Below are 12545 nucleotides of genomic sequence, written 5' to 3' on the forward strand. Positions count from 1 at the left end.
CTTCGCCCTGCGGGCCGCGACCGCTTCGCGGCGCGGTCCTCGGGCTCCAGACGGTGCGGCGGCGCTCGGTCGACTCGCGACGTGAGTTGCGGTCACACCTGTCCGCCGATTGCTTCGCCGACCGGCTTCGGTTGGTCGTCGTCACAGCCGACGCCCGCGTTTCGCAGGTTCCGCCAAGGTGACGACCGGCGCCCGCCTGGTGGCGGGGCTCGCCTTGTCGGGAGCGTTGTTTGGTGCTCCTCCTTGCTGATCTGGGCGGGAGGGACCTTATCCACGCTCGATAAGGTCCCTCCCGCCCAGATCAACGCCTTGACTTCGCGACCCTTCCCTCGCCGTGACAGACGTTCGGCGCATATCGCCCTGATGGTGCGGGCAGTGGACGCGAGGTCCCTCCCACGAACTGAGCGGGAGAGGGGTTATTCCGGCCGGATAACCCCTCCAGCGCTCAGTTCGTCAGCCGAGGGTCGGCCTGGGCGCTGCCCACGACTGGGCCGGGCCGACCAAGTCCGGCAACGGCACGGGCCCGTCACGCTTTTCGGCCGTGCGGTCGCCAGGGCTGGACAGCCCCGTGACCCGCAACCCCGCCGCGACCCGACACGGATCGGCGAAGTAATCGGCGGACAGGTCTGACCGCAACTCACGTCGCGAGTCGACCGAGCGCCGCCGCACCGTCTGGAACCCGAGGACATGCGGCGAAGCCGTCATGCCCGCAGGGTGAAGACGGTGCACTCAGGCGGCGCGAAGCGGAGCGAGCCAGCCGAGCCGAAGGCGAGGCCAGCTAACACAGCGAGGCCAGCTAACGCAGCACGTGGATGGCGTCGGTCAGGAAGTCGGCGAGAGCTTCGGGGGAGTCGAGGGTCAGGTCGGCCGCGCTGGCGACCTCCTGCCCGGTCTCGGGGTTGGCGACGGCGACGCAGACGCCGAAGAAGTCGGGGTCGGCGGCTTCGCGGGCGCGCAGCGCGTTGAACGCCTTGATGTCGGAGACGTCGTCGCCGAAGTACCAGGCGCATCCGGCGGAGCCGATCGCCTCTCCGATGACCTTGCCCTTGTCGCTGTCGACCGGCGGCTTGAGTTCGACGACCATGCGGCCGGCCTGGACGCGTAGGCCGAGTCGTTCGGCTTCGGCGGTGGCCCAGGCTTCGACGGTGGAGGCCAGTTGCGGGCTGGTCCGCCAGTGCAGGGCCACGGAGAGGCGCTTGTATTCGACGAGGACCGCCGTGGGCAGTTCGGTGCGGGCGCGGGTGGCGAGCTCTTCCATCGCGGGGATCCACGGGAGCGCCGCGGGTTCGGTGACGGTCTCACCGCCGCCGTGGCTGTGTTCGAGGCCGTAGAGCCCGTAGAGGTCGACGTGGGGCGCGGTCGCGAACCGGTCGCGCAGGAAGTCCACCGGGCGTGCGGAGACGATGGCGATGCGCTGGACGACTTCGGCCAGGGCGTCGATCGCGACCATCACCTTGGCGACGGGCTGCACCGTGGTGGGGTCGTCGCTGACCGGCGCCAGGGTGCCGTCGAAGTCGAAGAACAGGACGCACCGCCCGGCCCGGCCGGAGGTGGCCTTCCAGGCCTGCTCCGCGGTTACCGGGCGGGTCAAAAGCTGGTCACCTGTCTCGTACGGCCGCACACGAGCCACCCTACCTGGACGGTGGGGGAACCGAAGCCTTGATCAGCTTCGGTCGTCGCCACCGCTCATGGCCCGGCGGTTGCCCAGGCGCGGGCCGAACGGCACGACCGCCGCGTCCTGGCCGTGGCTGAGCAGGTAGCCCTCCACGAACCCGGCGTTGCGGTCGTTGGTGTTCATGTCAAGTTCATTCAGCCGGGCCACGAGGAACTCGGTGAGGGCGGTGATCCGCCCGTTGATCCGCTCGTACAGTTCGCCGACTATCGCCAGCACGATCCCGACGGCGGTGACGCCGACCACGACCATGTTGATGATGGCGGGCACTTCTTTGTGGGCGAGCAGGGCGACCAGGACGTTGATGGTGATGCACATTGTCGTGGAAACGGCCGCTGTCACGGTCGCTGTCGATTTCAGGGTCATGAGTAGACCCCTCCTTTTGTCCCGCAGGGCTGTGTTCGGCCTTGTCCCGTCCCCCCGCCGACGACGAGCCCAAGCAGTACAGATTGGGACGCTAGCGTGCCCGTTCGGTTGCCCGCACGGCATGTAAGGCCACCGGAACGCCTTCTTTCGCCATCTGAGGAAGTCGCCCCGGTTTGTGGGCACCACGTGCGGCCGTACCAGGCATGAAGGATCGACTGCGATGTCCGTTGCCCCGGATGGTGGAGGTGGGGGCGGCCGGCGGAGGCGGCCGAACCCCGCCTAGCTGGCCCGCCTGCGGCCCTTGCGCGGCTCGCTGGGGATCGGCGGGCGGTAGGCGAGGTAGCGGATCGTCTCGCGGATGTGGAACTTCTCCGCCTCGGAGACGTTGGGGTCGACCAGCCGGCGCAGCAGCGCCTCGACGTCGGGGTCCATCGGTGGGGCGGCCGGTGCGGGCCGGGCCGAGGTCTGCCGGTCCCAGCCGAGTACGCCGAAGGCGACGGTGGGGTTGATCCCGAGCCCTTCGCAGAAGGCGACGACCCGCTCCGCCTCGGGGTCGCTGGCCCACTCGCCGCGTACCCACCGGTTGATGGTCTGCCGGGAAACGCCGGTCCGCCGGGAGACCTCCGAGCCGGTCCAGGCTCGCGTGGTCCGCGCGTCGTCGAGAGCTTTACGGACGAAAGCGGCAAAGGCGATCTTGCGCCCGTGGGCGGTCTCCGGCACTGGCTGACGGTACGGCGAGGATTCCGCATCGCCGCCGGGATGGTCATCTTTGTATTGTGTGCGTGACAGGGGTCCATGATTCCCTGTTAACGAGTCAGTCCTTGTGTTGAGGGGTGTCACAAGTACAGACTAGGTGGACTTAGGGTCGGTGCTAATCGTACGAAAAGCTGATGCTGTCACGCACGTGGTACGGACTACTCTTTGTCACGTGATTGAGACGATCCGTGTTCAATCTGGTCACGCGTCTGGGACAGGAGGGAACTGGTGACCGAGCTCGCGACCCGAGCCCAGGCGTTCGGCCTGATCGCAGACGGGGTGGCCGCCGGACTCAGCGCGCCGTGGCGCATGTACCTGGCGCGAGGCTGCCGATACCTGTCCCTCAACGTCGGCGACCGAGCCGAGTGGAACTCCTGGCGCACGCACCTCGGCTGCCCGGAGTTGAGCGTGCGCGTCTACGACGCCGGTGGGGACATCCGCCGCGCCTCGATCGCCGAGGTCGTCATGGACGGCTGCCGGATCAGCGTCGAGCTGGTCGAGGAGGTCAGCACCGATGACCTGGACCGGCTGCTCACCGACGATCCGAGCTCGTTCGACACGGAGGAGACATGAGCGCCTTCTTCGCGGTGTTCCTGGTGCTGCTGCTGGCCTCGTCCAGCTACGCGGCGGGCCGGTTGCACGGTCAGCTCAGCTACCGCATCGGCTACCGGTTCGGATACCGGCAGGGCCATTTCGACGGCGACCGGGGGGCCTGGAACCGCCGGCGTCGAGAGGCGCAGGCGGCGATCGCCTCGGTGCTGGCGGTGCCATCACCCACGACACCCGACAACGCCCGCACCGACGTACGTCAGGGAACGACGTACACGGGCGCCTCTTTCGCGGGGACCGCGACCAACGGCGGACGGCACTCCATCAGACACGCTCGCCGGCCGGCATCCGTTGCCGGCGACGCGTGATGGGGTGAGCGGTCGCCCGCGATTGCGGTGCGTCGTCCGCGGCGGACACGCACCGTACGGGATCACCGTCAGACCGGTGACTGGTGATCCCTTACCGGCCGGGATGCGCGCAGGGGGCACGCATCCCGGCCGGTCCCTCCCCGTCGGCCGGGGATCCGTTCGCGGATCCCCGGCCGACGCTCATCCGGAATTCCCGATCGGTGCGGACTGTGACGAGATCCTCACAACTGCCGCCAACCTGTGGGCAGCTCTAGCCCAAGCGGCTTCCGGCCGGCTAGCGTTCCTGCCATGACCCGGGGGTGTCCCGGGTCAGCCGGCCGGCCTGGACCTGCGATTTCGACGCGACGGGGCCCGCATCCGACCCCGTTCGTCCGGGCTCCGGACGAGGCGAGACGCGGGTGGCCGGGTGCACGCCCGCCGGAGCAGGCCTGTGACCACTCGCCGCACGAACACCCGGGCCGACCAGGACCCGGCCGCCGCCACCGCGACCCGGTCCGCCAGGACCACCCGGCGCGCTTCCTCCGCCCGTAGCGGGAACACCGCCGACAGTGCGGAGCCCGCACCAGCGCGCCACGCCTACGTCCTGGACACCTCGGTCCTCCTGTCCGATCCGGCCGCCTTCCACCGCTTCGCCGAGCACGAGGTCGTGATCCCGCTCGTGGTCATCTCCGAACTGGAGGGCAAGCGGCACCATCCGGAACTCGGCTGGTTCGCCCGTCAGTCGCTGCGCATGCTCGACGAGCTGCGGATCAAGCACGGGCGGCTCGACGAGCCGGTGCCGACCAACGACCTCGGCGGCACGCTGCGGGTGGAGCTCAACCACGCCGACGACACCGTGCTGCCGCCCGGATTCCGGAACGAGTCGAACGACACCCGGATCCTGTCGGTGGCGCTCAACCTCGTCGCCGAGGGGCGGACGGTGACCCTGGTCAGCAAGGACATGCCGCTGCGGGTCAAGGCGGCGTCGGTCGGGCTCACCGCCGACGAATACCGGCACGGCCAGGCCAGCGATCCCACGTGGACCGGCATGGCCGAGCTGGAGCTGGGCGAGGAGGAGATCAACCGCCTGTACGCCGGGGACGCGCTCGACGTCGACGAGGCGTCCAGCCTGCCCTGCCACACCGGGCTGGTGCTGCACTCGTCACGCGGTTCGGCGCTCGGCCGGGTGCAGCCCGACAAGACCGTACGGCTGGTGCGCGGTGACCGGGAGGCGTTCGGGCTGCGGGGCCGTTCCGCCGAGCAACGGGTGGCACTCGACCTGCTCCTGGACGAGTCGATCGGGATCGTGTCGCTGGGTGGCCGGGCCGGCACCGGCAAGTCCGCGCTCGCCCTGTGTGCCGGGCTGGAGGCGGTGATGGAGCGCCGCCGGCACAAGAAGGTGATCGTCTTCCGCCCGCTGTACGCCGTCGGTGGCCAGGAACTCGGTTACCTGCCCGGCTCCGAGGCGGAGAAGATGTCGCCGTGGGCGCAGGCCGTCTTCGACACCCTCGGTGCCGTCGTGCACGAGAACGTGATGGAGGAGGTGATGGCCCGCGGGATGCTGGAGGTGCTGCCGTTGACCCACATCCGCGGGCGGAGCCTGCACGACGCGTACGTCGTCGTCGACGAGGCGCAGTCGCTGGAACGTAACGTCCTGCTCACCGTGCTGTCCCGGATCGGGCAGGGGTCGCGGGTGGTGTTGACCCACGACGTGGCGCAGCGGGACAACCTCCGGGTCGGCCGGCACGACGGGGTGACCGCCGTCATCGAGGCGCTCAAGGGGCATCCACTCTTCGCCCACATGACGCTCACCCGTTCGGAACGGTCACCCATTGCCGAGGTGGTGACCGACCTGCTGGAGGACATCCCTCGTTAGGTGGTACGGCGCCACGCCACTTGGTCCCGGTTAGGGATGATAAGTAGCGTGGCGCACATCACAATGTCGTTGGTTGATTGCCCAACCGTCGCACGGTGCGTCAGGGTGTTCGGCGGCGTGGAATCCGATCGACGCGGTCGCCACGCCGTGTCCGTGCCCCCGACGAAGGGACCACTTCGTGACTCGGCCGTGGAGCCGGATCGGAGTCCGGTCGGCCGCTGTGGCGCTGCTCCTGACGGGCGTCGTCGGCGGTTACTACCTGGGCGAAGAGCAGGAAATCCAGCAGCAGGGCATCAACGACCAGCAGGTCGCCCAGGCTGAGGCGGCGGAACAGGCGCTGATCAAGGAGCGGCACGCCGCGCACATCGTGGCCAACGCGCAGAAGCGCCTCGCCGAGCAGGAAGCGGCCCGCAAGGCCGAGGAAGCGGCGAAGGCGGCCACTGAGCGGACCCGCAAGGCCGAGGAAGCGGCCAGTCGCAAGAAGCGGGAGGCGGCCGCCGCGGCCAACGACGCCAACGCGCCGGCCAAGCCCTACGACGGGCCGATCCCGGAGTCGTGCAACCAATACAGCGGCAACCGCCAGATCGGCTGCGCGCTGCTGCTCCAGAGCGGGTTCGGCCTGGACCAGATGCCCTGCCTGGACAAGCTCTGGACCAAGGAGAGCGGCTGGAACCCCAAGGCGCACAACCGCTCCTCCGGCGCGTACGGCATTCCGCAGGCGGTGCCCGGTAACAAGATGGCCTCCGTCGGATCGGACTGGCAGACCAGTCCGGCCACCCAGATCAAGTGGGGGCTCGGTTACATCAAGGGGCGCTACGGCACCCCGTGCAGCGCGTGGCAGACGTCGCAGAACCAGGGCTGGTACTGAGCCGCGATCCTGGTATCGAAGGCGCCCGCGATCTCAGGTCGCGGGCGCCTTCGTCGTTCCCGACTGGCGGCGGCCGCCGTGAGCTGATAGCTACTTGGGGGTGGCGTACGACCTGAACTCCCGGCGTGGCGATCCGCAGCGGTTCGGCACCGAGGCGTTCTACGCCGCCCTCGGCCGGGCCTTCGTCGCGATGTGCGCGGTCGTGCCCATCCTGTTCGTCATCGAGGCGCTCGACGTGTGGCTCGCGGCCGGTTTCGACCCCGCGCTCGGCATCATCCCGCGTCGTATCGACGGCCTCGACGGGGTCTTCTTCGGCCCGTTCCTGCACCACGGCTTCGACCACCTCTACAGCAACAGCGTGCCGCTGATCCTGCTCGGCACGTTCGTGCTCGCGGCCGGTGCCCGCCGGTTCCTCTTCTCCACCCTGGTGATCATCCTGGTGAGCGGTCTGGGCGTGTGGTTCACCGGCTCGCCGCACTCCGTCGTGGTCGGCGCGAGCGGGGTGGTGTTCGGCTACCTGGGGCTGCTGCTCATGCGCGGCATCGTGGAGCGGAGCTGGTGGAACCTCGGCGTGGTGCTGCTGGTCGGCCTGCTCTACGGCTGGCAGTTGATCGGCATCCTGCCGACCGATCCGCAGGTGTCCTGGCAGGGGCACCTCTTCGGGTTCCTCGGCGGGCTGCTCGCGGCGATCCTCTTCCGGCGGCGCCAGCCGGACGCCGACGACGCGTACGGTCCGGAGTGACGTCCGGATACTCCTGACCGCCGCCGCAGGACGCCTGTTGCCCGGCCGGAGTTGGCCGCATACCGTCTTTGCCAAGCACGTTGGGTCCGGGGACGGAAGGCGGCGTGGCGCATGCGGGAGATCGATGTAGCGATCGTGGGTGCGGGTCCCTCGGGCCTGTTCGCCGCCTACTATGCCGGGTTCCGGGGGCTGTCGGTCGCGGTGATCGACGCGCTGCCCGAGCCCGGTGGCCAGGTCACCGCGATGTACCCCGAGAAAATGATCTTCGACGTGGCCGGGTTTCCGGCGATCAAGGGCCGCGACCTGGTCGCCAACCTCGTCGAGCAGGCCGCGCCCTACCGCCCGGACTACCTGCTCGGCATACGCGCCCAGGAGCTGTCCTACCTCGACGGCCGCCCGGTGCTCCGGCTCGACACGGGTGAAGAACTGCTCTGCGGCTCGGTCATCATCACCGGCGGGCTCGGCAGTTTCACCCCCCGGCCACTGCCGGCCGCCGCCACGTTCGCCGGTGCCGGCATCGTGTTCTTCGTGCCGCACCTGGCCGACCTGGCCGGGCACGACGTGCTGATCGTCGGCGGCGGCGACTCGGCGTTCGACTGGGCACTGGCGTTGCAGCCGATCGCCCGCTCGGTCACCCTCGTGCACCGGCGGGAGAAGTTCCGCGCCCACGCCGCCACGGTGGCCCGGGTCCAGCAGTTGCCGGTCCGGATCGTGGTCAACGCCGAGATCGCCAAGATCCACGGCGAGAAGGTGGTCACCGGCGCGGACATCGCGGTCAAGGGCGGCCCGGTCGAGACCGTGCCGGTCACCGCCGTGGTCGCGGCGCTCGGTTTCACCGCCGACCTCGGGCCGCTCGCCGACTGGGGGCTGGAACTCGACCGGCGACACATCCGGGTGGACAGCACGATGGCCACCAACCGGCCCCGGGTCTTCGCGGCCGGTGACATCACCGAATACCCGGGCAAGGTGCGGCTCATCGCGACCGGCTTCGGCGAGGCGGCGACCGCCGTCAACAACGCGGCCGTACTCATCGACCCGTCCGCCCACCTGTTCCCCGGCCACTCCTCCGACGCCGGCTGAGCCCGGTGCCGCGTTGGCCGGTGCCGGCCGGGCCGCGGCGCCGGCCGGCCCTCACCCCCGCCGACGCGGTGGCCGGAGCCCCCGTACGCCGGCGGCCAACAGGACCGCGACGAGGGTCAGGGCCGCACCGATGACGGTGGTCACCCCCGGCCGCCCCGTCGGCGGCGGGATCAGCACGTCGAACAGCAGCGCACCGCCGACCTGCCCCGCGATCATCGACAGGCTGAGCAGCAGCACCCCGGTGTACTGCACCACGACCGCGGCCACCGCGATGAAGAAGGTGCCGATCACACCGCCGGTGTAGAGCCACGGTTCGGTCGGCCACTGCCCGTCCGGCCAGCCGCGTACGGCCACCACGACCACGAAGGCGAGCAGCAGGGCCGCCGTACCGGTGACGAAGTTGACGAACGACGCGGTGATCGCGCTGCCGGAGGCGATCCGTACGTGCCCGTTGACCGCCTGCTGCCAGGCGATCCCCATCCCGGCGAGGGCGGGCAGCAGGGCCAGGGCGAGCGCCGAGGGACTGCCCAGCCGGTCACCGACGGCGAGCAGGACGGCCAGCACGGTCAGCACCGCACCGGCGAGGCGGGGCGCGGTGACCGGTTGCCGGCCCGCCGGCCCGAATCCGGCCCGGTCGACGGCGAGGCTGCTGGTGGACTGGCCGGCGACCACGGCGACGATGAAGACGGCGACGCCGAGTGTGGCGACGGTCAGGCCCTGGGTGGCGACGAGGAACGCGCCGCAGACCCCGCCGAGGCACTGCCAGGGCCGCAGGCCGCCGTCGCGCAACGCCGTCCGCAGGATCCGCAGACCACGCCGGGCCGCCGGCACCACCGCCGTCAGGACGGTCAGGATCACCAGACCGGAGCCGAAGGAGACGACGGCGGCGGCGATGCCGTCGTGCAGACGTACCCCGAGTTCGCCGTTGACCCGGGACTGGGCGGCGAGGGCGACCCCCGCGACCACGCCGAGTACGACCCCGACCGCACGCCGGCTGGACGGGACGGTCGGGGTCGCGGCGGTACCCGGTTCGGTGGTGGTCACTCCTGCTCGGCGATCGGCCGGCCGTCGAAGTCGATGGCCGAGTAGAGGGCGAGCTTCTCCAACCGGTGGTAGGAGTCGATCACCCGGATCGTGCCGCTCTTGGAGCGCATGACGATCGACTGGGTGTAGGCGCCGCCGGAGCGGTAGCGCACGCCACGCAGCAGGTCGCCCGAGGTGACCCCGGTGGCGACGAAGAAGCAGTTGTCGCCGGTGACCAGGTCGTCGGTGGTGAGTACGCGGTCGAGGTCGTGCCCGGCCGCGACGGCCCGCTCGCGCTCGGCGTCGTCGTGCGGCCAGAGCCGACCCTGGATGGCACCACCCATGCACTTGAGCGCGCAGGCGGCGGTGATGCCCTCCGGCGTGCCGCCGATGCCCATCAGCACGTCCACGTCGGACTCGAGCCGGGCGGCCGAGATGGCGCCGGCGATGTCGCCGTCGGAGATGAACCGGATCCGGGCGCCGGCGTCCCGTACCTCCTCGACGAGGCGCTGGTGGCGGGGCCGGTCGAGGATGCAGACGGTGACGTCCGAGATGCTGGACTTCTTGACCCTGGCGATCCGGCGCAGGTTCTCCGTCGCCCCGGCCGTGATGTCGATGACGTCCGCGCAGTCCGGGCCGACCGCCAGCTTCTCCATGTAGAACACCGCGCTGGGGTCGAACATCGCGCCCCGCTCGGCGACCGCGAGCACCGCGAGGGCGTTCGGCATGCCCTTGCTCATCAGGGTGGTCCCGTCGACCGGGTCGACCGCCACGTCCACCTCGGGACCGGTGCCGTCGCCGACCCGCTCGCCGTTGAAGAGCATCGGCGCGTTGTCCTTCTCGCCCTCGCCGATGACGACGACACCGCGCATCTGGATCGAGTTGATCAGCTTGCGCATCGCGTCAACGGCCGCGCCGTCGCCGCCCTCCTTGTCGCCGCGGCCGACCCAGCGGCCGGCGGCCATGGCGGCGGCCTCGGTGACCCGGACCAGGTCCAGGGCGAGGTTGCGGTCCAGGTTCTGCGGTACCCGGGTGCTTGTAGCGGTCATCGCGGTTACCTCACTCGTTCCGTCGGTCCGGTGTTGCCCGGCGGCTCGATCGCGTCCGGCGGCGTGGGCCGGCCGCGATCCCGCGTCCCGCGCCCATCGAACCCTCTTCCGGGGCCGGGCGGGGGCGGTTCGCCTCGATCCTGGCACGGCCGTGGGCTGAACGTCCGTTCGGGGCGCCGATGGTCCGGATCGTGGCGCTTACGGCGACTGCCAAGCCTGGGGGCCGCCTGCGGCGACTGCCAAGCTGGGGGCCGCCGACGGCGACTGTAAAGATGGGGTACGTGGAACCAGCCCAGCCCACCGAGCGTGGGCCCGTACCCCCGCCCGGGCGGACGACCGCCGACACCGACACCGACCTGCTCGCCGGCGCCGATCCGGCGTCCGCCGGGTCGACCGGTGAGGATCCCGACGTGCCGCCACCGGGTTCGGGTGAACCCACCGGGAGATCCGAGCGGTCGCCGAAGGACATGGCGATCTCGCTGCTCGTGCTGCTGGTGCCGATCGCCCTGATCTTCGGCATCTACCGGGTCTTCTTCGGCGCCGACCAGCCGGTGGTGATCGACCCCGCGCCGGCGGTGGCCCAGGCGCGGGCGTCCGGGGCGTTCGAGGTGATCGACCCGACCGGTGTCGACGACGACTGGCGGCCGGTCACCGCCAACTTCAACGGTGCCGACGGCACCGCGACCCTGCGCGTCGGTTTCGTCTCGCCCGAGGGGGAGGGGGTGCAGCTCGTGCAGAGCGACGTGCCGGCCGAGACCCTCCTGCCGCAGGAGTTGACCGCGGACGGCCAGCCGCAGGGCGTCATCGAGATCGGCGGGCGCACCTGGCAGCGCTACACGGCCCGGCCCGGCGAGCGGGCGCTGGTCCTGCTCGAGCCCGAGCGCACCGTCATGGTGGTCGGCTCCGCGACCGAGGCGGAGCTGCGCGATCTGGCGGACGGCCTGGGGTAGGCCGGCGGGGCGGTACGGGCCGCTTCAAGTGTTCTTCAAGCGTTTCTTCCATGGGGCGTTCCTAGGCTTGCCGACGCAGCCGCCCGGCCGATCCTGGGGTCGGGTCAGACCCGTGGAGAAGCTTCTCGTGAAGACCATTCGGCGGACCCTCGCCGGGCTCGTCGCCGCCTCCCTGCTCGCCTTCGGCACGACCGGCTGCATACGGGTCTGGTCGCACGGCCCGTCGGAAGAGGACGCCACGCCCGGGGTGAGCGCGACGCCCGACCTGCGCCAGGCGCTGCTCGACTCGACCAAGGTGTTCGACCAGGGCAACTTCCTCTACACCGTGACCGGTGGCTCCGAGGACATCGTGGGCGTGGTGGATATGGCCAGCGAAAGCACCGCCGCCAAGCTCCTCTTCGACATCGACGGCGACCCGGGCACGTTGGAGTTCATCCTCATCAACGAGGACGTGTGGGTGCGGATCGACTACGGGGACGAACTCAACAAGGCCGCGGGCATCGACTCGTGGAGTGACAAGTACCTCCTGGTCGACCCGGCCCGCGTTCCGGACGTGCTGGACGTGGAGGCCGGGGAGTCCGACTCGCCGGACCCGGCGCTCGCCGCGGCGCTCTTCCCGACGGCCACCGACGTGCGGGACACCGGGGCCGGCACCTACCGCGGCACCGTCGACCTCGGCAAGGTGGCTGATTCGGCGCTGCTCGATGAGGGGATGCTGGAGGCACTCGGCGCGGCGGCCGGGTCCATCCCGTTCGAGGCCCGGATCGACGCGGAGGGGCGGCTGGTCGAGCTGGGCATCTCGACCCCCGCCGCCGGGGAGATCGAGGCACGGGAAATCAAGATCGTGTACAGCGAGTTCGGGACGGCGACCCCGCCACGCCGGCCGACGGCCGCCCAGAGCATGCGGGCCCCCGAGGCGGCGTACGAGCTGTTGACCGACTGACCGCGGTTTCGGCGCGCGAAGACGTCCCGAAGCCGCGCCTCCCAGCGGCGCGGCAGAGGGGCTGACGCCGCCCGTCAGGCGCTCTCGCGGGCCTGGCGGGCGGCGTCCAACCGGTCGCGGGCGCCGTCCAGCCAGCGCTGGCAGGTGTCGGCGAGCCGTTCGCCACGCTCCCACAGTGCCAACGACTCCTCCAGCGAGGTGCCGCCGGCCTCCAGCCGCTCGACCACCGTCGCCAGTTCGGCCCGGGCCTGCTCGTAGGTCAGCCGTTCGTCGGCGGTGTCGCCGCCACGGGTCTTCTGCTCGCTCAACGTGGTCCTTTCCACA

14 protein-coding genes are annotated in these 12545 nt (G+C 70.6%); 8 read left to right on the top strand and 6 right to left on the bottom strand.

Annotated elements, in window-relative coordinates; genetic code table 11:
• Nucleotides 1-796 precede the first annotated feature (796 nt).
• From otsB to AB0M79_RS35510, 3 genes are all read right to left on the bottom strand, one after another.
• Nucleotides 797-1591, bottom strand: coding sequence for a trehalose-phosphatase (gene otsB, locus AB0M79_RS35500; RefSeq protein WP_364222954.1), 795 nt, complete (start codon nucleotides 1589-1591; stop codon nucleotides 797-799).
• Between the two features lie 72 nt (nucleotides 1592-1663).
• Nucleotides 1664-2038, bottom strand: a complete 375-nt coding sequence (locus tag AB0M79_RS35505; RefSeq protein WP_364222957.1) for a hypothetical protein — start codon at nucleotides 2036-2038, stop codon at nucleotides 1664-1666.
• A gap of 279 nt (nucleotides 2039-2317) precedes the next feature.
• Nucleotides 2318-2758, bottom strand: a complete 441-nt coding sequence (locus AB0M79_RS35510; RefSeq protein WP_357533402.1) for a helix-turn-helix transcriptional regulator — start codon at nucleotides 2756-2758, stop codon at nucleotides 2318-2320.
• Nucleotides 2759-3022: 264 nt separating this feature from the next.
• On the opposite strand from AB0M79_RS35510, the gene AB0M79_RS35515 reads away from it, so the two are divergent.
• The 6 genes from AB0M79_RS35515 (at nucleotide 3023) to AB0M79_RS35540 (ending at nucleotide 8256) form a co-directional block, all read left to right on the top strand.
• Nucleotides 3023-3367 carry a hypothetical protein gene (locus tag AB0M79_RS35515; RefSeq protein ID WP_212826509.1) on the top strand — a complete coding sequence of 115 codons (345 nt, stop codon included), beginning with the start codon at nucleotides 3023-3025 and terminating at the stop codon, nucleotides 3365-3367.
• Nucleotides 3364-3711, top strand: a complete 348-nt coding sequence (locus AB0M79_RS35520) for a hypothetical protein (protein WP_212826512.1) — start codon at nucleotides 3364-3366, stop codon at nucleotides 3709-3711. The genes AB0M79_RS35515 and AB0M79_RS35520 overlap by 4 nt, the downstream gene beginning before the upstream one ends.
• A 430-nt stretch (nucleotides 3712-4141) precedes the next feature.
• Nucleotides 4142-5566 carry a PhoH family protein gene (locus AB0M79_RS35525; protein ID WP_364222962.1) on the top strand — a complete coding sequence of 475 codons (1425 nt, stop codon included), beginning with the start codon at nucleotides 4142-4144 and terminating at the stop codon, nucleotides 5564-5566.
• 178 nt (nucleotides 5567-5744) lie between these two features.
• Nucleotides 5745-6434, top strand: a complete 690-nt coding sequence (locus AB0M79_RS35530) for a lytic transglycosylase domain-containing protein (protein WP_364222965.1) — start codon at nucleotides 5745-5747, stop codon at nucleotides 6432-6434.
• 112 nt (nucleotides 6435-6546) lie between these two features.
• A complete protein-coding gene (locus AB0M79_RS35535) occupies nucleotides 6547-7176 on the top strand; it encodes a rhomboid family intramembrane serine protease (protein ID WP_364223037.1) in 630 nt (209 codons plus the stop codon).
• 111 nt (nucleotides 7177-7287) lie between these two features.
• Nucleotides 7288-8256 (top strand): NAD(P)/FAD-dependent oxidoreductase, encoded by a 969-nt coding sequence (locus AB0M79_RS35540; protein WP_364222968.1) that lies wholly within the window; start codon nucleotides 7288-7290, stop codon nucleotides 8254-8256.
• 51 nt (nucleotides 8257-8307) lie between these two features.
• On the opposite strand, the gene AB0M79_RS35545 is transcribed toward AB0M79_RS35540, so the two are convergent.
• Together AB0M79_RS35545 and glpX are read right to left on the bottom strand one after the other, a co-directional pair.
• Nucleotides 8308-9300, bottom strand: coding sequence for a DMT family transporter (locus AB0M79_RS35545; protein WP_364222971.1), 993 nt, complete (start codon nucleotides 9298-9300; stop codon nucleotides 8308-8310).
• Nucleotides 9297-10328 carry a class II fructose-bisphosphatase gene (glpX, locus tag AB0M79_RS35550; RefSeq protein WP_364222974.1) on the bottom strand — a complete coding sequence of 344 codons (1032 nt, stop codon included), beginning with the start codon at nucleotides 10326-10328 and terminating at the stop codon, nucleotides 9297-9299. Before glpX ends, AB0M79_RS35545 begins: the two co-directional genes overlap by 4 nt.
• A gap of 281 nt (nucleotides 10329-10609) precedes the next feature.
• Between glpX and AB0M79_RS35555 the strand changes: the two genes are divergently transcribed.
• Entirely contained in the window at nucleotides 10610-11278 is a 669-nt protein-coding gene (locus AB0M79_RS35555) for a DUF4245 domain-containing protein (RefSeq protein ID WP_364222977.1), read from the top strand.
• A 127-nt stretch (nucleotides 11279-11405) separates the two neighbouring features.
• Nucleotides 11406-12221: a hypothetical protein gene (locus AB0M79_RS35560; protein WP_364222980.1), complete on the top strand. Its 816-nt coding sequence runs from the start codon at nucleotides 11406-11408 to the stop codon at nucleotides 12219-12221.
• Between the two features lie 74 nt (nucleotides 12222-12295).
• Here the strand turns inward: AB0M79_RS35560 and AB0M79_RS35565 are convergent, their stop codons facing one another.
• Nucleotides 12296-12529 carry an exodeoxyribonuclease VII small subunit gene (locus AB0M79_RS35565; RefSeq protein ID WP_357533385.1) on the bottom strand — a complete coding sequence of 78 codons (234 nt, stop codon included), beginning with the start codon at nucleotides 12527-12529 and terminating at the stop codon, nucleotides 12296-12298.
• Between the last annotated feature and the right edge of the window lie 16 nt (nucleotides 12530-12545).

Origin of the sequence: Polymorphospora sp. NPDC051019 (genome assembly GCF_040683055.1) — a bacterium.
GTDB classification, from domain to species: domain Bacteria; phylum Actinomycetota; class Actinomycetes; order Mycobacteriales; family Micromonosporaceae; genus Polymorphospora; species Polymorphospora lycopeni.